18 protein-coding genes and 1 tRNA gene are annotated in these 19640 nt (G+C 59.8%); 15 read left to right on the forward strand and 4 right to left on the reverse strand.

All coding sequences use genetic code 11. The features are described from left to right. Nucleotides 1–14: 14 nt before the first annotated feature. Both C8D82_RS00095 and trpB read right to left on the reverse strand, forming a co-directional pair. A complete protein-coding gene (locus C8D82_RS00095; protein WP_116882227.1) occupies nt 15–302 on the reverse strand; it encodes a DUF1805 domain-containing protein in 288 nt (95 codons plus the stop codon). A 3-nt stretch (nt 303–305) separates the two neighbouring features. Then, on the reverse strand, nt 306–1535 hold the full coding sequence (gene trpB / locus C8D82_RS00100) for a tryptophan synthase subunit beta (RefSeq protein ID WP_116882228.1): 1230 nt from the start codon (nt 1533–1535) through the stop codon (nt 306–308). Between the two features lie 258 nt (nt 1536–1793). Here trpB and C8D82_RS00105 point away from each other — a divergent pair. The 3 genes from C8D82_RS00105 (at nt 1794) to C8D82_RS00115 (ending at nt 4119) form a co-directional block, all read left to right on the forward strand. Further along, nucleotides 1794–1870, forward strand: a tRNA-His gene (locus C8D82_RS00105). A gap of 134 nt (nt 1871–2004) precedes the next feature. Next, on the forward strand, nt 2005–3087 hold the full coding sequence (gene serC / locus C8D82_RS00110) for a 3-phosphoserine/phosphohydroxythreonine transaminase (RefSeq protein WP_206212552.1): 1083 nt from the start codon (nt 2005–2007) through the stop codon (nt 3085–3087). A 75-nt stretch (nt 3088–3162) separates the two neighbouring features. Further along, nucleotides 3163–4119, forward strand: a complete 957-nt coding sequence (locus C8D82_RS00115) for a calcium/sodium antiporter (protein ID WP_116882229.1) — start codon at nt 3163–3165, stop codon at nt 4117–4119. Nucleotides 4120–4143: 24 nt separating this feature from the next. Here the strand turns inward: C8D82_RS00115 and C8D82_RS00120 are convergent, their stop codons facing one another. Together C8D82_RS00120 and C8D82_RS00125 are read right to left on the reverse strand one after the other, a co-directional pair. Next, on the reverse strand, nt 4144–4614 hold the full coding sequence (locus C8D82_RS00120) for a pyridoxamine 5'-phosphate oxidase family protein (RefSeq protein WP_116882230.1): 471 nt from the start codon (nt 4612–4614) through the stop codon (nt 4144–4146). Between the two features lie 12 nt (nt 4615–4626). Beyond that, entirely contained in the window at nt 4627–5784 is a 1158-nt protein-coding gene (locus C8D82_RS00125) for a Gfo/Idh/MocA family protein (protein ID WP_116882231.1), read from the reverse strand. A 174-nt stretch (nt 5785–5958) separates the two neighbouring features. Here C8D82_RS00125 and C8D82_RS00130 point away from each other — a divergent pair, with 174 nt between their 5' ends. The 12 genes from C8D82_RS00130 to C8D82_RS00185 all read left to right on the forward strand — a co-directional run bounded on the left by C8D82_RS00130 (nt 5959) and on the right by C8D82_RS00185 (nt 19596). Then, on the forward strand, nt 5959–7122 hold the full coding sequence (locus tag C8D82_RS00130) for an aminotransferase class I/II-fold pyridoxal phosphate-dependent enzyme (RefSeq protein WP_116882232.1): 1164 nt from the start codon (nt 5959–5961) through the stop codon (nt 7120–7122). After that, entirely contained in the window at nt 7119–7778 is a 660-nt protein-coding gene (locus tag C8D82_RS00135) for a pimeloyl-ACP methyl esterase BioG family protein (protein ID WP_116882233.1), read from the forward strand. The genes C8D82_RS00130 and C8D82_RS00135 overlap by 4 nt, the downstream gene beginning before the upstream one ends. Next, nucleotides 7762–8520 carry a malonyl-ACP O-methyltransferase BioC gene (gene bioC, locus C8D82_RS00140; RefSeq protein ID WP_165832725.1) on the forward strand — a complete coding sequence of 253 codons (759 nt, stop codon included), beginning with the start codon at nt 7762–7764 and terminating at the stop codon, nt 8518–8520. The genes C8D82_RS00135 and bioC overlap by 17 nt, the downstream gene beginning before the upstream one ends. 3 nt (nt 8521–8523) lie before the next feature. Further along, complete coding sequence (bioD, locus tag C8D82_RS00145; RefSeq protein ID WP_116882235.1) at nt 8524–9204, forward strand: dethiobiotin synthase; 681 nt, start codon at nt 8524–8526, stop codon at nt 9202–9204. 3 nt (nt 9205–9207) lie between these two features. Beyond that, nucleotides 9208–10482: an adenosylmethionine--8-amino-7-oxononanoate transaminase gene (locus C8D82_RS00150; protein WP_116882236.1), complete on the forward strand. Its 1275-nt coding sequence runs from the start codon at nt 9208–9210 to the stop codon at nt 10480–10482. 26 nt (nt 10483–10508) lie between these two features. Then, entirely contained in the window at nt 10509–11819 is a 1311-nt protein-coding gene (locus C8D82_RS00155; protein ID WP_116882237.1) for an FAD-dependent oxidoreductase, read from the forward strand. Nucleotides 11820–12010: 191 nt separating this feature from the next. Continuing rightward, nucleotides 12011–13126 (forward strand): GntR family transcriptional regulator, encoded by a 1116-nt coding sequence (locus C8D82_RS00160; protein ID WP_116882238.1) that lies wholly within the window; start codon nt 12011–12013, stop codon nt 13124–13126. Between the two features lie 9 nt (nt 13127–13135). Further along, complete coding sequence (locus C8D82_RS00165; protein ID WP_116882239.1) at nt 13136–13861, forward strand: type II secretion system protein; 726 nt, start codon at nt 13136–13138, stop codon at nt 13859–13861. Nucleotides 13862–13884: 23 nt separating this feature from the next. Further along, the gene (locus C8D82_RS00170; protein ID WP_165832726.1) at nt 13885–14595 is read left to right on the forward strand and encodes a prepilin-type N-terminal cleavage/methylation domain-containing protein; all 711 of its coding nucleotides are present in this window, start codon (nt 13885–13887) and stop codon (nt 14593–14595) included. Between the two features lie 132 nt (nt 14596–14727). Continuing rightward, nucleotides 14728–16605: a hypothetical protein gene (locus tag C8D82_RS00175; protein WP_116882241.1), complete on the forward strand. Its 1878-nt coding sequence runs from the start codon at nt 14728–14730 to the stop codon at nt 16603–16605. Further along, nucleotides 16602–18611 carry a GH92 family glycosyl hydrolase gene (locus C8D82_RS00180; RefSeq protein ID WP_116882242.1) on the forward strand — a complete coding sequence of 670 codons (2010 nt, stop codon included), beginning with the start codon at nt 16602–16604 and terminating at the stop codon, nt 18609–18611. The genes C8D82_RS00175 and C8D82_RS00180 overlap by 4 nt, the downstream gene beginning before the upstream one ends. A gap of 67 nt (nt 18612–18678) precedes the next feature. Then, nucleotides 18679–19596, forward strand: coding sequence for an aldo/keto reductase (locus tag C8D82_RS00185; RefSeq protein ID WP_116882243.1), 918 nt, complete (start codon nt 18679–18681; stop codon nt 19594–19596). Nucleotides 19597–19640: the final 44 nt, after the last annotated feature.

Raw genomic sequence — 19640 nt, forward strand, 5'->3', positions numbered from 1 at the left:
TTTATGGATGCTTCCTACTTTTCCATGCAGGCCAGAGCGGCTCGCCCCGCCATGCCGATTTCAACGCCGCAGGCCAGCGCCGCACTGCTGGCGGCGACCACTTTGGCTTCGAGCATATCGGAAAAACTTTTAACGCCGGTCACGATCGCGAAACGGTCGCCGAGTTTATCGGCGGGAGCCAGCGAGAAGTAGCCGCATCCCAGATTGCCCTGTTCGCCCTGAATCAGCAGCATCACGGCGTGCCGGGTGTGAAGTTCGACTCCGGAATAGAGCCTGCCGTCGATTTCAAGTTCGCGGGTCATGAATTACTCTCCTGATTCAAATTTGTATTTCTCGCCGTAGCCGTAATGCTCCACCACATAATCGACATCTTTGTCGCCGCGCCCGGAGCAGGTGGCAAGGATCGCGCCGTACGGATGGGTCTTGGCCCATTTCATCGCATACGCGATCGCGTGCGAACTTTCCAGCGCCGGAATGATTCCCTCATAACGGGAGAGCTTGAAAAAGGCGTCCACCGCCTCTTCGTCGGTCGCCGTCACATAGTTGACGCGGCCGCAATCCTTCCAGAACGCATGTTCAGGGCCGACCGACGGATAGTCGAGACCGGAGGCGATCGAATACACCGGAGCCGGTCCGCCTTCCTGATCCTTCAGCATATAGCTGTCGAAGCCGTGCATTGAGCCCGGCGTTCCGTAGGTCAGCGTTGCCGCGTGATCGCCGAGATTCGAGCTCTTCCCCAGCGGTTCCACGCCGTACAGGTCGACCGGATCGTTCAGAAACGCGGCGAAGGAGCCGGCGGAATTGGAGCCGCCGCCGACACAGGCGCAGACCGCATCCGGCAACTGGCCCGTCATCGCCTTGAACTGCTCGCGGGACTCCTCGCCGATGCAGAACTGGAAATCCCGCACCATCAGCGGGAACGGATGCGGGCCGAGCGCCGAGCCGATGCAGTAGATGGAATCCTTGTAATTGCGCGCATAGGATTCAAAAGCCGAGTCGACCGCCTCCTTCAGGGTTTTGAGGCCGAAGGAGACCGGCACCACCTTGGCGCCCAGGATTTTCATGCGGGTCACATTGGGAGCCTGCTTGGCAATGTCGACTTCGCCCATGTGAATTTCACATTCCAGCCCGAAATAGGCGGCGGCGGTTGCGAGCGCGACGCCGTGCTGCCCTGCCCCGGTTTCGGCGATCAGCCGCTTCTTGCCCATGAATTTGGCCAGCAACCCCTCCCCCATGCAGTGGTTGAGCTTATGAGCACCGGTATGGTTCAGATCCTCGCGCTTCAGGTAAATCTGGCAGTTGCCGATCAGGCGAGAGAGCCGGTCGCAGTGATAGACCGGAGTCGGCCGCCCCTGAAACTCGCGCCGGATACGCCGCAGTTCATTGATGAAATAAGCGGAGTGGCAGATGGACTGATAGGCGTTGCTGATCTCCTCGAATGCCGCCAGCAACTCCGGCGGCAGATGCGCACCGCCATAGGGACCGAAATGACCGTCGGGAGTCGGGTAATCGCGAAAATACCGGGAGAAATCCATGATGCAGCAATCCTTAACTGTAAATTTTATTTAACTATGGTAAAGAGGTATAATAGTACAAAGAAAATAGCACAGCCGGGGAGCTTTTTCAAGTTTTTCTCCGGTGAATTGACCGGCTGGCCTGAACTTTTCCGGGCGTCGGAGCCGCGTCGTTTTTCCGGAAAGCGAAAATAATTCAAAAAAATGTGTGTTTTGAGGGTAGCCGAGCTTGCATTTCCGGAATACAGCGGTTATCTTATATGACATAACGACAAAATGGTGGTTGTAGCTCAGTTGGTTAGAGCGCCTGGTTGTGGCCCAGGAGGTCGCCGGTTCAAGTCCGGTCTACCACCCCATTTTTTATCCAGCCTCAATATAACTCCTGCTGAATCAGAGATTTCCGGTAAATTTCATTTGCAATTGACAGTTGCCGTGGTATATTTTATAATCACCTACGCAATAAACAACCATATATTCAGGAGATTTGATCATGGCAGTTTATAATTTTGCAGCCGGTCCGGCTATGTTGCCCAAGAAAGTCATGGAACGCGCGCAGGCCGAATTCACCAACTATCAGAATTGCGGCAGCGGCATCATGGAGCTCTCCCACCGCGGCAAGCTCTTCCAGCCGGTCATCGACCGCGCCGAAGCGAATATCCGCGAACTCCTGAATATCTCCGATGACTACGCGGTGCTCTTCATTCAGGGCGGTGCGAGCATGCAGTTCTGCATGTTGGCGATGAACCTGCTCAACGGCGGCACCGCCGACTATGTCGACACCGGCGTCTGGAGCAACAAGGCGGCCAAGGAAGCCAAACTTTTCGGCAACGTCAACATCGTCGCTTCCAGCCGTGAAGCCAAATACGACCACATCCCGGCCGCCGACACCTGGAAGCGCACCGCCGATGCCGCTTACATGCACATCACCAGCAACAACACCGTCGCCGGCAGCCAGTATCAGGTGATGCCGACTCCGACTCCGGGAGTGCCGATGATTGCCGACATGTCCAGCGACATCATGTCCCGCGTCTTCAATGTGAACGACTTCGGCATGTTTTACGCCGGCGCCCAGAAGAACCTCGGTCCCAGCGGCGTGGCCCTCGTGGTGATCCGCAAGGACCTTGCGGCCCGCACCGTCGAGGAAAAGGTGCCGACCATGCTCCGTTACAGCACTTATATCGAAAACGGTTCGATGTTCAACACTCCGCCGACCTTCGCGATCTATATGCTCGCGCTCGTCACCGACTGGCTCAAGGAGCTCGGCGGCGTCGCGGCGATCGAAAAGATCAACAATGAAAAGGCGAAGTATCTCTACGACTTCCTCGACACCTCCGACTTCTACAAGACTCCGGTCGCGAAGGCGGACCGTTCCCGCATGAACGTGGTCTTCCGCACTCCGTCGGAAGAGCTCGACGCCGCTTTCGTCGCGGAGGCGAAAAAGAACGGCCTGACCGACCTCAAGGGGCACCGTCTGGTCGGCGGCTGCCGCGCCAGCATCTACAACGCGATGCCGATGGAAGGCGTGCAGGCCCTGGTCGAATTCATGAAGAAGTTCGAGCTGGCCAACAAGTAATCCCATCCGAATACACGATATGGCCGAACCGGATACCAAAGCCGGTTCGGCCTTTTTAATCCACAAGGGGAATCTATGCTGATTGCAATTCAACTGCTCGCCGGAATCGCCCTGCTCTATTACGGCGCGGAATGGCTGGTCAAGGGAGGCGTCGGAATCGCCGCCCGCCTCGGCATTCCGCCGTTGATCATCGGCCTGACGCTGGTCTCATTCGCGACCAGTGCGCCGGAACTGGTGGTCAGCGTCAAGGCGGCGCTGGCCGGCTCCGGGGATATTTCGATCGGGAATGTAGTCGGCTCCAATATCTGCAACGTCGGGCTGATTCTCGGACTTTCCGCGCTGATCACGCCGCTGGCGGTGGAAAAGCAGTTGCTGAAATTCGACGTGCCGGTATTGATTGCGGTTTCGCTGCTGCTTTCCGGCCTCGGCATCGCCACCGGCGGCATCGGCCGGATTGCGGGGGCGGTCTTTTTCCTGCTGCTGATCGGCTACGTTCTCTGCAATGTGCGCACCGCGCTCAAAGGCGGCGGCGCGCCTGACGATGAAGTGGCCGATGAGGTCAGAGAAAACCGCAATATGAAGCTGCCGACGGCATTTGCACTGGTTTCGGTCGGTCTTGCCGCGCTGGTCGGCGGTGCGCATCTGCTGGTGGAAGGCGCGGTCGCCATCGGCGATGCACTCGGCGTCAGCAAGGCGGTGATCGGACTGACGGTGGTGGCAATCGGTACGAGCTTGCCGGAACTGGCGACTTCGGTGGTCGCGGCGATTCGCCATCAGGACGACATCGCGATCGGCAACGTGGTCGGCTCGAACATCTTCAACATCCTGTGCATCATGGGGATCGCGCCGCTGATCCGCCCGGTTCAGGCGAGCGGCATCACGTGGATCGACTGGAGTCTGATGCTGTTTTACACCATCCTGCTCTATCCGATGGTGCGCAGCGGCAGCCGGATCAACCGTTGGGAGGGCGGAGGGCTGCTCGCGGTCTTCGTCGGTTATATGGCCTGGCTCGTCATCAATGCGGCAGAATAAAAACACCGAACACCGCTGAATCGGTCAGCGGCAGTTGGATTTGCCGGTGATGGAACTTGCGGTCAGCTTCAGGATGGCGGTACGTTCGAGCATCGGTGCCGGATAATCGAAATGCCCGGCCGCGCCGTAGTGGTTCATGATCAGATCAAGTGCGGCTGCTTTCTCCGCCGGAACCGTGAGTTCTGAAATTTCGCCGTCGGCGATTACGCTGGCGTAGTGCATGGTCGAGCGGCAGGCCGGTTCCGCCAGCACAACATCCGCCCGACTCACGACCGAAAACGAGGCGGCGGGATTCGCCCGCAACGCCTCAATCTTGCGCCCTTCCGGGGCGCAGTGAAAGAAAAATGCCAGCCGCTTCTCTTCCTGCTGAAAGCCGAAAGAGAGCGGCACCACGGCCGGACGGCCGTGGTCCAGAAAGGCGAGATCGCCGAATGAAGCATCCTTCAGAATCTCCAATATCTGCTGAAATTCCAGCTGACGTTCCATCCGGCGCATCTTTTATTTTCCTCAGTAGGAGTTGCTCATGTCGACGATGGCGGCCTTGGCCTCTTTTTTCACGAACTTCGAGTTTTTGATCAGTTCCTGCAGCATCGCGTCGTATTTGGCGGTATCCATCGGGATCGCCACATCCTCGTGCTTCAGCCCGGAGTAAAGCATCGCGTTGCCGAATTCGACCGAACGGATTCCCTCTTCGCCATCCGCAACCAGCTTGGCTTTCGGATCGAGCACCGCCTTCACAAAGGCCGCAACGACGTTCTGGTGCTGGTTGCCGGAGTCCTTCTTGTAGGGCACCTCGATATCCCAGGTGGTCATCGACGGGAAAGATTCCGGAGTGGTACGGCAGAAGTGGTTCACATCCTCCTCGGTGCGGCGGAATCTGATCACTCCGTCCTCAAAGACCATGCGGCCGCGGGTACCCATGATTTCAAGGCGGTTGGTGCCGGGAAATTCGCCGGTGGAGGTGATGAAGTTGCCGGTGGAGCCGTCCGCGAATTCGCAGTAGGTGTTCACATCGTCCTCGACTTCGATATCGTGGTACTTGCCGATGGAGACCGAGCTGCGCACCTTGACCGGCAAACCGAAGAACCACTGGAAGAGGTCAAGGTGGTGCGGGCACTGGTTCAGCAGCACGCCGCCGCCCTCCCCCGCCCAGGTGGCGCGCCAGGTGCCGCTGTCGTAGTAGCTCTGCGAACGGAACCAGTCGGTCACGATCCAGTTGACCCGGACGATCTTGCCGAATTCACCGCCTTCGATCAGCTTCTTGATCTTTTTGTGCGCTTCATTGGTGCGCTGCTGGAACACGAGGCCGAAGCGCAGCTCCGGGTGCTTCGCGTGGGCGTCGATCATCTTCTGCGCGTCGCTCTTGGTCACCGCAATCGGCTTTTCGCACAGCACATGCACGCCGTTTTCAAACGCCTGAATGGTGATCGGAGTGTGCGAGTAGTGCGGCACTGCGATAATCACCATATCGACCGCTTTCGCCGCAAAAAGCTCATCCGTCGAATAATAGGCCTTGCAGCCGGCTTCGGCGGCCTTGGCGTCCGCCTTGGCCTTGTCGATGTCGCAGATTGCCACGAGTTCAGCTTCCGGGATGTTCTTCACGAATCCGATGTGTCCGCTCCCCATATTGCCGACGCCGATAATACCGACTTTTACCTTGTCCATGTGGATGAACTCCTTGTGATTTCAGTTATGAAACGATTTCAAAACAATGATAAATTAACAGAACGACTATAATCTACAACAAAACGGCCGGGTTTGCAAGCCGGTTCACTCGATTTTTGATGATTGAGGTGCTATAGTAAGAAAATGAATTTCATCAAATGAGGGGGATGCAATATGTCCTGGTTGGAAGAACTCGCCGCCGACGCCGCGGCGCTGAAATCGGCCGGAAGGCTCCGGGTGCTGCGCGAAATCGCGCCGGAACCGCACGGGCGGGCGGTCTATCACGGCAGACGCTACTGCAATTTTTCCGGCAACGACTATATGGGTATTTCCGGCGACGCGGAGTTGCGCCGGAAATTTTACGAACAGTACGCCGCCGACCTTTCGACGCCCGAACTGGCGCAGTCGAGCGCTTCCAGCCGATTGCTGACCGGCAACACGCCCGCCTACAACCGGCTGGAGCGGACTCTGAGTGAGCTTTACAACGGCCGTTCGGCGCTGGTGTTCAACAGCGGCTACCACACCAACATCGGCGTGCTGCCCGCATTGGCCCGGAGCGGCGACCTGATCCTGTCGGACAAGCTCAACCACGCCAGCATCATCGACGGCCTGAAACTGGCCGACGCCGAATTCCGCCGCTACCCTCATCTCGACCTGGAGCAGTTGGAAAAACAGCTCGCCGCGAAGCGCGCCGCCTACCGGCAGGTCTTTATCGTGACCGAGTCGGTGTTCAGCATGGACGGCGACCTCGCCGATCTGCGCAAACTCGTGGAACTCAAGGAAAAATATGACGCCGTGCTGGTGGTCGACGAGGCCCACTCGGTCGGAGTGCGCGGCCCGCGGGGAACCGGGCTGGCCGCCGAGCTCGGCGTGGCCGGCAAGGTGGATGTACTGATCGGCACTTTCGGCAAGGCGTTCGGTTCGACCGGGGCCTACGCAATCATGGAGCCGGAGGTGCGCGAATATCTGGTCAATCACATGCGCAGTCTGATCTTCACGACCGGGCTGCCCCCGGTGGTGCTGAACTGGAGCGACTTCGTGCTGCGCCATGCGGCAGAGATGGATGCCGAACGCGCCAAACTCAAACGCATGAGCGACCGGCTGCGGGCGATTTTCACTGCCGCCGGAGTGAAAAAGGACGGCGATTCGCAGATTGTCCCCTTCATGGTCGGAGAAGACCGCGATGCCGAATTGATGGCGGAAAAATTCCAGGACAACGGTTTTCTGGTCTTTCCGATCCGTCCGCCGACGGTTCCGGCCCACACCTCGCGGCTGCGCTTTTCGCTGACCGCCGCGCTGGATGAAAGCGATATCGAAGCAGTGGGGAAGCTCCTGTGAACGCGGCATTCATCCGACAGAACCACACTCCCGTGCTTGAACTTTTTTTCAACGGCTGGAGCATGGACGACTGTGTCGCGCACGCCCTCGCCGGTGCCGATGACCTGCTGGCGGTCTGGGATTACACCAGCTTCGATCTCGACCTGTTGCCGCTGCTGGCCGGTTACCGGGAAATCCGCCTGACCGCATGGTCGCTCGGCGTCTGGTCCGCCGCGAAATATTTTGAAAACAAGGAGGTTGCATTTGCCGACGCGGTCGCGGTCAACGGCACGCTTCAGCCGGTCAGCGCCGAATACGGCATCGCCCCGGACATCTTCGCCGGAACCGCCGCCAACTGGCTTGAAGAACGCGCCCGGGAGCGGTTCAACCTGCGGCTGGCGGGGGGGCGCGCCGAACTGGCCGCGTTTCCCGGTTCCGGCCGTTCCGCCGAGTCGCAGCAGAACGAACTCAACTCATTGCTGCACAATATCATGGAGTCGCTCATTCCAGCCAATTTGTTCCGGCTGGCGGTGATCGGAAGCCGGGACCGGATCTTTTCTCCCGCCGCCCAGCGCGCCGCATGGCAGATGACCGAAAGCCGGATCGTTGAAATCGATTCGCCCCATTATCCTTTTGCCCTTTATCCCGAGGTGGCCGAACTTGGAAAACTTGGATAAGAATCTGGTCCGCAGCCGTTTCCGCCGCAGCGTGGAAAGCTATGACCACGCGGCGGAGGTCCAGCGCCTGATGGCGGAGGAGCTGCTGGAATTGTTCCGGCTCGCGACCGGCGAACGCGACTTTCCCCGTATCCTCGAACTCGGATGCGGCTCCGGCATTCTGACTGACCGGATCGAACAGAGCTTCGACTACGGCAAACTCTATTTGCTCGATCTTGTGGAGGAGTGGAGCCGCTTTCACCGCAACCGGGAGCGGGCGGAGTTCATCGCCGGGGATGTGGAGCGAATCCCCCTGCCCGGCTCGCTGGACCTGATCCTCTCCAACGCCGTGATCCAGTGGATGAGCGACCTGCCCGCGCTGCTGAAAAAGCTGGCAGGAGCACTGAATCCCGGCGGGTTGCTGGCGGTCACCACCTTCGGGCCGGAGAATCTTTATGAGATCGCCGACCTGACCGGCAGCGGACTGCGTTACCTCGACCCCGGCCGTCTTCAGCAACTGTTCAGCCGTGAGTTCGACCTGATCGGCTTCCGGCAGGAGCTGCTCAAGCCGCGCTTCGATACTCCGCTGGCGGTGCTGAAACACCTGAAGGCGACCGGGGTGACCGCGACCGGCGGTCCGCTGCGCTGGACCCGGAAGCGGCTCGAAGAATTTTCCGCCGGTTACCGCCGGTTTCAACTCGGGGACGGCAAGTTCCCGCTCACCTATCATCCCATTACCCTGATTGCCAGAAAGAAGGCCTGAATTATGAATGTTTACTTCGTCAGCGGCATCGACACCGACATCGGCAAAACCGTCGCGGTCGGCATGATGGCCCGTTATCTGCACCGGCGCGGCAGGCGCGTGATCACTGTGAAACTGATCCAGACCGGCAATGTCGGTTTTTCCGAGGACCTCGACAGGCATCGCGCGATGATGGGCGTCGGGCGTTTCCCGGAAGACGAAGCCGGTTTGACCGCTCCGGCGATCTTCAGCTTTCCCGCCTCCCCCCATTTCGCGGCGGCGCGGGAACACCGCACCGTCGACCTCGACGCAATCCGCGCCGCGGTGGAGAAGGTTTCGGCGAATTACGATGTCGTGCTGCTCGAAGGCGCGGGCGGCCTCGCGGTGCCGCTGACCGAAGATCTCCTGACGGTGGATTTCGCGGCGGAGCGGCGGTATCCGCTGATTCTGGTCACCTCCGGCCGTCTCGGCAGTTTGAACCACACCATCATGTCGATCGAAATGGCGGTTCGGCGGGGCATGAAGCTCGCGGGCGTCGTCTATAACTGGAGCGCCGGGGCCGACCCGGAAATCTCCGCCGACTCCCGGCGGATGATCCTGAAATATCTGAACAAATATCAACAGCCGGAAATCCTCGTGGAGCTGGGCAAGGTCGCGGAGCCTTATCCGGACACCGATTTCGGCCCGATCTTCGGAGAACGCTGACCTATGGATACGACACAGCTTCTGGAATTCGACCGCAAACACCTGTGGCACCCCTACGCCTCGATGACCGAGCCGCCGCCGGTGAACTTCGCGGTTTCCGCCTCCGGCACGAAAATCAGACTGGCCGACGGCAGCGAGCTTCTGGACGGGGTTTCGAGCTGGTGGTGCATGTGCCACGGACATAACCACCCGAAGATCGTCGCGGCGATCCGGGAACAGGCCGCGAAACTGTCGCAGGTGATGTTCGCCGGTTTCACCCATGAACCGGCGATCCGGCTGGCGCAGCTGCTCGTGGAATCGGCTCCGGCCGGACTGACGCGGGTGTTTTACGCCGATTCCGGTTCGGTGGCCGTCGAATGCGCGGCCAAGATGGCGCTCCAGTACCAGCTGGCGGCGGGGCGCGGTTCGCGGCGGCTGCTCGGCACGGTCCGGGGCGGCTATCACGGCGACACCGCCGGAGCGATGGCGCTTTCCGACCCGGACGGGATGCACCACATGTTTTCCGGCATTCTGTCGAAACACCACTTTGCTCCGCAGCCCGCCACGCCGTTCGGCGCCGACTGGAATCCGGACGATTTCGCCCCGATGGAAGCCATGCTCGACCGGTATGAAAACGAAATCGCGGCGGTGATCCTCGAACCGGTCTTTCAGGGTGCCAGCGCGATGCGCTTCTATCACCCGCGGTACCTGGCCGAACTGCGCCGTGCCTGTTCCGAGCGCGACATCCTGCTGATTTTCGACGAGGTCGCGACCGGCTTCGGGCGGCTGGGGGAATTTTTCGCCGCCGAATACGCGAAAGTCTCCCCGGACCTGATGTGCGTCGGCAAAGGGCTGACCGGCGGCGCGATCGGATTGGCCGCGCTGCTGGCGAGCGACAAGGTCGCGGAGACGATTTCGGCGGTTCCCCCCGGCAAGTTCATGCACGGGCCGACCTTCATGGCCAACCCGCTCGCCTGCGCCGCAGGTTGCGCGTCGCTCGAACTCTTCAGCGAATACGACTGGCGCGGCAACGTCAAGGCGATCGAGCGGCAGCTCCGCTCGGAGCTTGAGGAACTGCGCAACCTTCCCAATGTAAAGGATGTCCGCACGCTCGGAGCCGTCGGAGTGGCGGAACTTGCTTCCACCCCCTCCCCCGAAACCGTCCAGCGGATCGTGCGCGAAACCGGCGTCTGGCTGCGCCCCTTCGGACCGTGGCTCTACACGATGCCTCCCTTTGTGGCCTCCCCGGAAGAGCTGACCCGCATCACCCGGGCCATGCGCGCAATCGCCTTGGCCTGATCTATCGAATTATAAGGAACGAAATCATGTTTGAATCGCTTGACGTACCCGTATTCTGTGATGCCGACGTCGTAATCGCCGGAGCGGGGCCGGCCGGAATCGGAGCGGCAATCGCTTCCGCCATGCAGGGGAGGAAAACCGTCCTTCTGGAGCAGACCGGTTCCGCGGGCGGCATGAGCACCAACTCCCTGATTCCGATCATTCTTCACCAGGGGGACGGCAAACGGGTCGTCGTCGGCAATATCTGCCACTCCATCGTCCGGGATGCGTGCGCCGAAATGGGCATTCATGAAGTGCATCCCCTCTGGCAGCCGGTCGATACCGAAGCTTTGAAGCGGGTCTGCGACCGGCGGCTTCTGGAGGCCGGGGTCAAGGTGTTTTACATGATCCGCATCGCGGATGCGATCCGCCGCGGCAACCGGATTGAGGCCTTGCTGGTCGCGACTTCCTCCGGCCTGCAGAAAGTCACCGGCCGGGTTTTCGTCGACTGCACCGGGGACGGTTCCGTTGCGGCATTTGCCGGAGTCCCTTTCGACAAGGGCGACGGCGACGGCAATACGATGAGCCCCACCCTCTGCGCGCAGTACACCAATGTCGATATGGCGCGTTACCGGGAAGCGAAAGCCCGGGGGCGTTCCGACCGCGCCATCTGGATGGAAATGGCGGAAAAGGGCGTTTCTCCGGTGGCGGAATTCCATTTTCCCGGCTTCTGGGAGTACAGTGAAAAGAGCGGGCGCGCCAACGTCGGCCATCTTTACGGCACGGATACGCTCGACGACGAACAGCTGACCCGTGCCTACATCGAGGGCCGGAAACTCGCGCTGGTCTACCATAACTTCTACCGGGAACACGTACCCGGCTTTGAAAACTCAGAACTCTCCCAGACCGCGGCGCTGATGGGCGTGCGCGAAAGCCGCCGGGTCCGGGGCGACTACCAGTTGAGCGGGGAGGACTATCGCCGCCGCGCCTCTTTCCCGGACGAGATCGGCCGCTTCAACTATCCGATCGACATCCACTCCTCGGGCGACGTCGCCCGGCAGAAGGAGGTGGAAAAAGAACTGGCCGCAACCATGTACAAATGGGGTGAAAACTATGGGGTTCCCTACCGTGCGCTGGTCGCGCAGGAGGTGGAAAACCTGCTGGTCGGGGGACGCTGCATCAGTTGCGACCGGGAAGCGCAATCCTCGATCCGGGTGATTCCCGGCTGTTTCCTGACCGGACAGGCGGCGGGAGCCGCCGCGGCCATGAGCGCCGCGGGCAACGGAGCCGTCCGGTCGGTCGATGTGGAAAAGCTGCGCGCTTTCCTGCGTGACGAACTCGAAGTATATCTGCCGTAACAATGCTGCTCCATATTCAGGTCCCCGGTTTATTGTTCCGATAAGCCGGGGACCGTCGCGTGAAAACGGACGCCTTGTACATACAAGTTTGGCCTGAACTTGCAATTTTCCGATAAAAAAACCGTCTTTCTATTGCCTTTTGCGAGAAAATTCACTATAATTGACGGTAAATACAGGAGTGCAACTTTCAGATGTCTACACAGGTCCGTTACAAGGAAATCTACCGCGCTTTGATGCGCGACATCGCCGAAGGGGTTTTCTCCGGCGGCGAAAAGCTGCCGACCGAACAGGCGCTGGCCGAACGCTTCGGCGTAACCCGCCAGACCCTGCTCAAGGCGCTCAACATCATGAAACTTGAAGGGACGCTCCGCTCCGAACAGGGTCGGGGGACGTTCGTAAACGCTCCGGCCGCGCCGCGGCCGGCTTCCGGGCTGCGGCAACTCGTCTACATTGCATCGAACCTTCAGGAATCCCTGGCCCACCGGGCGCTGGTCGGAGTGGAAAGCGCCGCGCACAGGCACGGTTTTTCCCTTGTCACGTGCAATACCCGCAACGATGCGGAGCGCGAAGCCGAATACCTGCGCCGTGCCCGTTCCGGCGGGGCAGCCGGCATTATCCTGATTCCCTATTTCCAGCGCAACCGGGAACTGGCGCTGCGGATCGCCGCCGAACTGCCGCTGGTCTGCCTGGACAACAGTTTCGCCACCGACGCAATACCGCTGGTGGCCTCCGACAACTTCCGGGCCTCCTATGAGGCGGTGCGGCACCTGATCGGACTCGGCCACCGCCGGATCGGCTTCCTGCTGACCACGCTGGAGGCGGCGCGGGAGGTGGATTCCGTCCGCAACCGTTTTGAAGGCTACCGGCAGGCGCTGGCCGACGCGAAACTGGAATTCGATCCGGCGCTGATCTCCGAGCTGGGGCCGGCGCTGTCGCACATGCGCCCCTCCGACGTGGGGCTGGAGCTGTTCAGCTATCCGGCCATGAACCGGCTGCTGCACCTCCCCTGCCCTCCGACCGCCGTGCTGCTGCTGTGGGACGAGCTGGCGCCGGGAGCGATCGCCGCGATCCGCGACACCCGCCGCGAAGTGCCGCGCGATGTCTCGCTGGTAGGTTTCAACGACGACGAGCTTTGCACTTTGATCACCCCGCGCCTTTCGACGGTCCGGCAGGACGGCGAAGCAATGGGGGAAGCCGCCGTCCGGCTGCTGGCGGAGCGCATCAATCGCAATACACCCATTCCGCCCCGAACGCTGGTCCCCAGCCGTTTCATCAATCGCGATACCACAGCTTCACTCACAAAATAGGAGAATCAGATGCAGAAAAAATTCACCCTTATTGAGTTGCTCGTCGTAATAGCAATCATAGCGATTCTCGCCTCAATGCTGCTCCCGGCCCTGAATCAGGCACGGGAAGCGGCCCGTTCCGCCCATTGCCTCAGCAACCTCAAGCAGACCCTGACCGCCATGACGTTGTATGCGGATGATTCCAAAGGCTGGACGGTTCCGATCTGGCGTATCGGAATCGGCGGGTGGGGCGCAATCTCTCCTCAGGGATTGTTTCCGGAGTACATGGACCGCAAGACGGCCAAATGTCCGGGCGATCTCGCTGCGGGAGCACAGCTTGACAACAGTCACGGAATCTACGGAATGTACGCGTGGAGCCGGGATGACAATCTGTCTGAAAACGGCGGAGCTTCTTCTGTTCTCGGAAGCGGCTCTTACGGTTATGTGGAAAACGACATCAGCCGGTGTACTTACAGGCCGGGCCAGATGAAATCGGCAAGCACGACCGTATTTCTCAGCGACTCCAGGACCACGGTGACTGCCGGAATTTACACTGCCGGAATCGGCTCGTACTCCTTTTCCCCCTCCAAATATATCGACAACAATGCACGGCAGGGCGTGGCGACCATTCACAACAACAAGGCCGCCTCCGGCTTTTTCGACGGACATGCCGCAACTTTAACCGCCGGTGAACTGAAAACAGTCAACAATAAGTTCACTTACATCTTGAAAGCGGATCTCATCGGGAAATGGTGAAAACCGGAGATAAGGAGGAAAATATGAGAAATAAATTCACTTTAATTGAATTGCTCGTTGTAATATCAATTATCGCAATTCTCGCCTCAATGCTGCTTCCGGCCCTGAATCAGGCGCGTGAAAAAGCCCGCTCCGCAACCTGCGTCAGCAATACCAGACAACTGCTGACCGCAATGAACATTTATGCGGATGATTTCGGCAGCACACCGGCAATCTATACCGAAGCATACCGGGGCTGGGGAAATAGGGAAAAGCCGTTTTTTCCGCAGTACATGCCGCGTAAAACCGCGATCTGCCCGAACGATCCGGTAACAGCGAACAACATCGGCCAATACTGGGGAATCTATGCGATGTATTCCGCCGGGATGGATGACAATTATACCAACGACAACAGCATCCTCGGCAATGCGGTCAGCTTCGATAACAACGACAAAAGCCGTTCCTATTTCCGGCCGTCCCAGATCAGATATCCCGCCAGAACCGTTTTCTTTATCGACGCGGGAGCGACCAGTACCGCTTTTTCCAATCACGGCGCCGGTTCCTACAATTTTTCGCCGTCCCAGACGCTCAGCGGCAGTTCACAGGCCATTGCAGCAATCCTGCGTCATTCCAACCGGGCCAATCCCGGCTTTTTTGACGGCCATGTGCAGACAATGGGCTGGAACGAACTTTCCACTGCACCGGTAAATAAATTCACTGTCGCTTATAAAAGCGATGCAATTCAAAGATTCTGAGGGTTCAACATGAGAAAACAACTTCTATCGGCAGTTTCCTGCCTGTCTGCCGTCCTGGCAACCGCAGGAATTCAGGTAGACCGCTACGGCCAGATCACCGCAGAGGAATGGCCCGGCAAAGTAAAAACGGATATGGAACTGCGCGCCGATGCAGCACGGGAAGCGTCGGAACTGACCGTTTCCGCCTTTGATCCGGCAAAATTCGACCGGTTCGGCGGACGGCTTGACGCCGGCAGTTTTGAAGCGACCGGCCGTTTCTGCAAAAAGAAAATCGACGGCCGCTGGTGGCTGATCACACCGGAGGGGCATCGATTTTTCCTGATCGGCTGCGATGCGGTCGATTATAATGAGAACGGTTATTCCACCCCGGTTTACGGTCCGGGCGGCAAAACGCGTCCGGAACTGGCCGGCACGCTTCCCGATCCGGGTGAGTACCCCGGCGCTTACAACGGCAACCGCAGCAAATTCAACTATCTGGCCGCCAATCTGCAACGCAAGTACGGCCCCGATTTCCGAAAAAAGGCGCTGGAAACGGCTCGGCGGCGCCTGATCGCCTGGGGATTCAACAGTTCCGCCAAATGGGGTTGGGGAACCGAAATCGGGCTGCCGTATTTCGAGGATCTGAATTTCCGAAGCGTCCGGCGTTTCGGACGCTGTATCGATCCGTATGATCCCGGCTTCGCAGAGCGGGCGGAGCGGGAGATTGCCGTTCAGGTGGCACGTCGCAAACATGATCCGATGCTGGTCGCTTATGCCACCGAGAATGAAAACGGCTGGGATTTCAACAATATACAGGAGCTCACCGCCGCTCCGGCGGACCTGGCGGCCAAACAGAAGCTTGTCGATTATCTGATCGGCAAGTACGGTGAAGAACAAGCGGCCCGGCTGTTCGGACTGACCGGCGGCAGGAAGGAAATGCTGGCCAACCGCACCGCCGTGACGCTGCCGCGCGAAGATGCCGCCGCCGTCATTACCGCCGCCTCAAGGCGTTACCACGAAATTCTTTCCGGCATTTACCGGAAACTCGATCCCGGCCACATGTGGTTCGCCGCCTCCCATTGTCGCGGACAGTCGATGGAATGGATTTATGCGGGAGCCCCGTATGTCGATGCATTCATGCTCAACGAATACGATCTTGAATCCCCGTGGATCATGGGGCAGATCGCCGGTTACGAAAAGCTGGATGTCCCGTTTGTCGTGACAGAGTTTTCATTCACAGCCGACGGCCGCGGCATGCCGCCTCGCTGGGAAACCAACAACGTCGGCACCGAACGGGAGCGCGGCATCGCTTACCGCCATTACACGGAACGGCTCGCTGCCCATCCGCTCTGCATCGGTTTCGGTTACTTTCTGTTCTACGACCAGCCGGTAACCATGCGCAGCCTGCCCGACGGGGAAAACCACAATTTCGGCCTGGTCAGCCAACAGGACCGTCCCTACAAAGAGATGCTTGCCGAAGTGTGCAAGAGCAACAGCCGCCTCGAAGCCGTACATCAGGGCCGGGAGAAGCCTTTCGCCATCGCCGCGCCCCGTTCCATGCTCGGCTCCAAATTGCGGGAACAGGTATTTTCCCGCTTTCTGCCTGGCTCCACTTCCCCGGCCATCATTCTCGACCTGCGCGCCTCCCACTATTTCAACGGAGAAAAAATCAGGGCCAAAGTGAATGAAGCCGCAGTTGCCGATAAGCCGGGGGACTACTATTTCGGTACCATCGATTTAAAGGCTCAGAAAGCCTCCGGGGTGGAAGTGCGCGCTTTCCTGTGGAACCGTCCCGGCATACCGGAGATGGTTCTGATTGAAGAATCCGCCGACAACCGGCATTTCACCCCTGTTGCCCCAGCAATGCGGCCCGGCCATACGGGGAGTGATTACACCGAATTTTTCATCACACCGCGCAACCAGCTGAAAAAATCCACGCGTTATGTCCGTATCGGAGTACGCGTCTCCGATACGTCCAAATCATGGGCGGTCCAGTTCTGCGGACTTAAAATGATACCGGAACAGCCATGACCGCTTTGCTCGACTACGTCAATCCGCTGCAGGGGAGCGACTCCGAGTTTCACTACTCGACCGGCAATACCCTGCCGCTGGCGGGACCGCCTTATGCAATGACCCATTGGAGCATCGAAAACCGGGACGACGTGCGGTTCTTCACGCCGCGCAGCCGCTGTTTTCACGGCATCCGGGCGACCCACCAGCCGAGTCCGTGGATCGGGGATTACGGCACCTTCCTGATCCTGCCGCAGACCGGGCCGGAACTGCTCGATCCCGAAGCGCGCATCGGCGTATACGATCCGCGACGGCTCCGGTTCACCCCCGCCGGTTTCTCGTTGCATCTCAACCGTTACCGCGTCGACGTCGATCTTGCCGCGACCGCTCGCTGCGCGTGGCTGCGCTTCACTTTTCCGGCCGAAGTTCCGAAACGGATCATCTTCGACCTGAAGTGCGGCCGTTCGGAACTGAAACAGGACGGTTCGCACACCTTTCACGGCCATACCTCCAATCACAATGGCGGCGTGCCGGAGAATTTCCGGTTTCACTTCGTCGCACACTGTTCGGCCGCCGTGGCGAAATTCCACTGCGGCGTGTTGGAACTGCCGCCCGAAACCACCGTCGCGGAGCTGCGGATCGGCACTTCCTTTCTCTCTCCGGAGCAGGCGGAACGGAACCTGCGCGAACTCGCCGCCACGCTGGAGGAGACCGCCGCCCGAACCGCCGCGAGCTGGGAAGAAAAACTTGCCGCGATTCAGGTTGACGCCGACGAACGCACCCGCCGCATTCTTTACACCTGTTTGCACCGGACAATGCTGTTTCCGCGTGAATTTCACGAATTCGATGGTTCCGGCAACCCGATCCACTACAGTCCGTACAGCGGAACCGCACGGCCCGGAGTGCTTTACGCCGACAACGGTTTCTGGGACACCCACCGCACCGTCTACCCGCTGCTGTCGCTGCTCGACCCGGCGCGATACGGAGAAATCCTCTCCGGCTGGCTTAACGCCGCCCGCGAAGGCGGCTGGTTTCCGCGCTGGAGCAGTCCCGGTTACCGCAGCTGCATGACCGGCACCCATATCGACGCGGTCTATGCCGACGCGGCGGTCAAGGGGATCGGCGGCTTCGACCTCGCCGAAGCGTGGCGTTATCTGTTGAAAAATGCGTATGAACCGGTCGAACCGCACGGGCTTTTCGGGCGGCGCAACCTCGCGGAGTACATCCGGTACGGTTTCGTGCCGGACGATCAGTGCGAACACGCCGCATCGCGCACGATGGACTACGCCGCCAATGACTTCTGTCTGGCGCAGATCGCCGGAATACTCGGAGACGCCGTCCATTGCGACGACCTTCTCCGCCGCAGCCGGAACTACCGGAATTTATGGAATCCGGCCGCCGGAATCCTGCAGGGACGCCGTGCCGACGGCACTTTTTCCGCCCTCTCCCCGACCGATTGGAACCGCACCTACATTGAGGGTTCAAGCTGGCAGTGCGGTTTCGCGGTTCCGCACGATCCCGAAGGGCTGATCGGACTTTTCGGCGGCCCTGCCGCAACCGTCGCCCGGCTCGACCGGATGCTGGAGGCCCCGCCTGACTTCCAGACCGGCGCTTACGGCAAAGAGATTCATGAAATGGCCGAAATGGCGTTGGCCGGGTTCGGCCAGTACGCCCACTCCAACCAGCCGGTTCACCATGTGCTGTGGCTCTACACGCTGGCCGGGGCGCGCGGCAAAGCCGCCGCCGCGATCCGCCGCGTCACGGAAGGACTTTATACGCCCGACACCCTGCCGGGGGATGAGGACAACGGCGAGATGTCCGGCTGGTATGTGTTTGCACAGATGGGCTTTTATCCCTTCTGCCCCGGCAGGCCGGAGTATGTGCTCGCCGCGCCGCAGCATCCGATGCAAATCAGGCTCGGCAACGGCAGGATGCTGGAGCTTGCGCCCGGCTCCGCCGGAACGGCCCGCACGATTTCCCACTCCGAACTGCTCGCCGGAGGAAAAATCCAGGAACTTCACCCCTGACCGCGCTTGACCGGAACTCCTTTCCGTGATAGATTGAACATCATACCATTGCGAAAGGAACCATTTCATGAAAAGCATCAATCTCGGCAACAGCGGACTCGAAGCCTCCGCCGTCGCACTCGGCTGCATGCGCATCGCGGAACTCGGAGCATCCGAACTTGCGCAGCTGATCGACGCCTGCCTCGAAGCCGGCATCGATTTTTTCGACCATGCGGACATCTACGGCGGCGGACGCTGCGAGGAGCGGTTCGGCGAATATCTGCACACTCACCCCGGCGTGCGCGACCGTATTCTCATTCAGTCCAAATGCGGCATCCGCCCCGGCTTTTTCGACTTCTCGCTGCCGCACATCCTGCACTCGGTGGATCAGAGCCTGACCCGGCTTCAGACCGATCATCTCGACGTGCTGCTGCTTCACCGTCCCGATACGCTGATGGAGCCGGAGGAGGTCGCCGAAGCCTTCACGCATCTGCATCAGTCCGGCAAGGTGCGTCATTTCGGCGTCAGCAACCAGAATCCGTCGCAGATGGCGTTGCTCCAGAAGTATGTGCCGTTCAAGCTGATCGCCGATCAGCTCCAGTTCGGTCCCGCCCACACTCCCCTGGTCGACTCCGGGTTGAATGTGAACATCAAAAGTCCCCTCGGCACCATGTACGACGGCGGCGTGCTCGAATATTGCCGGCTCAATGAAATCACCATCCAGACCTGGTCGCCGTTTCTGTTCGGCTTCTTTGAGGGCGTATTCCTGACTTCGGAACGCTACACGGAACTGACCCGCACCCTCGGCCGGATCGGCGAACGTTACCGGCTCAGCCCCGGTGCGGCGGCGGTCGCATGGGTCGCGCGCCATCCCGCGAAAATTCAGACGATCATCGGCTCGACCAAACCGCAGCGGGTCCGCGAAAATGCCCGGGGCGCCGATGTGGAGCTTACTCGCGAAGAATGGTACGAAATCTACCGTTCGGCGGGCAACCGGCTTCCATAATCCGGAAATTCCATTCCGATTCCGCGAAAATCATTTGAAATCCA

This window comes from Victivallis vadensis (genome assembly GCF_003096415.1).
Taxonomy (GTDB): Bacteria; Verrucomicrobiota; Lentisphaeria; order Victivallales; family Victivallaceae; genus Victivallis; species Victivallis vadensis.

Bases quoted from the DNA above. Each gene is read 5' to 3' on its own strand.
- C8D82_RS00130 (WP_116882232.1), top strand. From the start codon at position 5,959: ATGTCCTGGTTGGAAGAACTCGCCGCCGACGCCGCGGCGCTGAAATCG.
- C8D82_RS00185 (WP_116882243.1), top strand. From the start codon at position 18,679: ATGAAAAGCATCAATCTCGGCAACAGCGGACTCGAAGCCTCCGCCGTC.
- serC (WP_206212552.1), top strand. From the start codon at position 2,005: ATGGCAGTTTATAATTTTGCAGCCGGTCCGGCTATGTTGCCCAAGAAA.
- C8D82_RS00125 (WP_116882231.1), bottom strand. From the start codon at position 5,784: ATGGACAAGGTAAAAGTCGGTATTATCGGCGTCGGCAATATGGGGAGC.
- C8D82_RS00170 (WP_165832726.1), top strand. From the start codon at position 13,885: ATGAGAAATAAATTCACTTTAATTGAATTGCTCGTTGTAATATCAATT.
- C8D82_RS00150 (WP_116882236.1), top strand. From the start codon at position 9,208: ATGGATACGACACAGCTTCTGGAATTCGACCGCAAACACCTGTGGCAC.
- C8D82_RS00120 (WP_116882230.1), bottom strand. From the start codon at position 4,614: ATGCGCCGGATGGAACGTCAGCTGGAATTTCAGCAGATATTGGAGATT.
- C8D82_RS00165 (WP_116882239.1), top strand. From the start codon at position 13,136: ATGCAGAAAAAATTCACCCTTATTGAGTTGCTCGTCGTAATAGCAATC.
- C8D82_RS00180 (WP_116882242.1), top strand. From the start codon at position 16,602: ATGACCGCTTTGCTCGACTACGTCAATCCGCTGCAGGGGAGCGACTCC.
- C8D82_RS00095 (WP_116882227.1), bottom strand. From the start codon at position 302: ATGACCCGCGAACTTGAAATCGACGGCAGGCTCTATTCCGGAGTCGAA.
- C8D82_RS00155 (WP_116882237.1), top strand. From the start codon at position 10,509: ATGTTTGAATCGCTTGACGTACCCGTATTCTGTGATGCCGACGTCGTA.
- C8D82_RS00175 (WP_116882241.1), top strand. From the start codon at position 14,728: ATGGAACTGCGCGCCGATGCAGCACGGGAAGCGTCGGAACTGACCGTT.
- C8D82_RS00115 (WP_116882229.1), top strand. From the start codon at position 3,163: ATGCTGATTGCAATTCAACTGCTCGCCGGAATCGCCCTGCTCTATTAC.
- bioD (WP_116882235.1), top strand. From the start codon at position 8,524: ATGAATGTTTACTTCGTCAGCGGCATCGACACCGACATCGGCAAAACC.
- trpB (WP_116882228.1), bottom strand. From the start codon at position 1,535: ATGGATTTCTCCCGGTATTTTCGCGATTACCCGACTCCCGACGGTCAT.
- C8D82_RS00160 (WP_116882238.1), top strand. From the start codon at position 12,011: ATGTCTACACAGGTCCGTTACAAGGAAATCTACCGCGCTTTGATGCGC.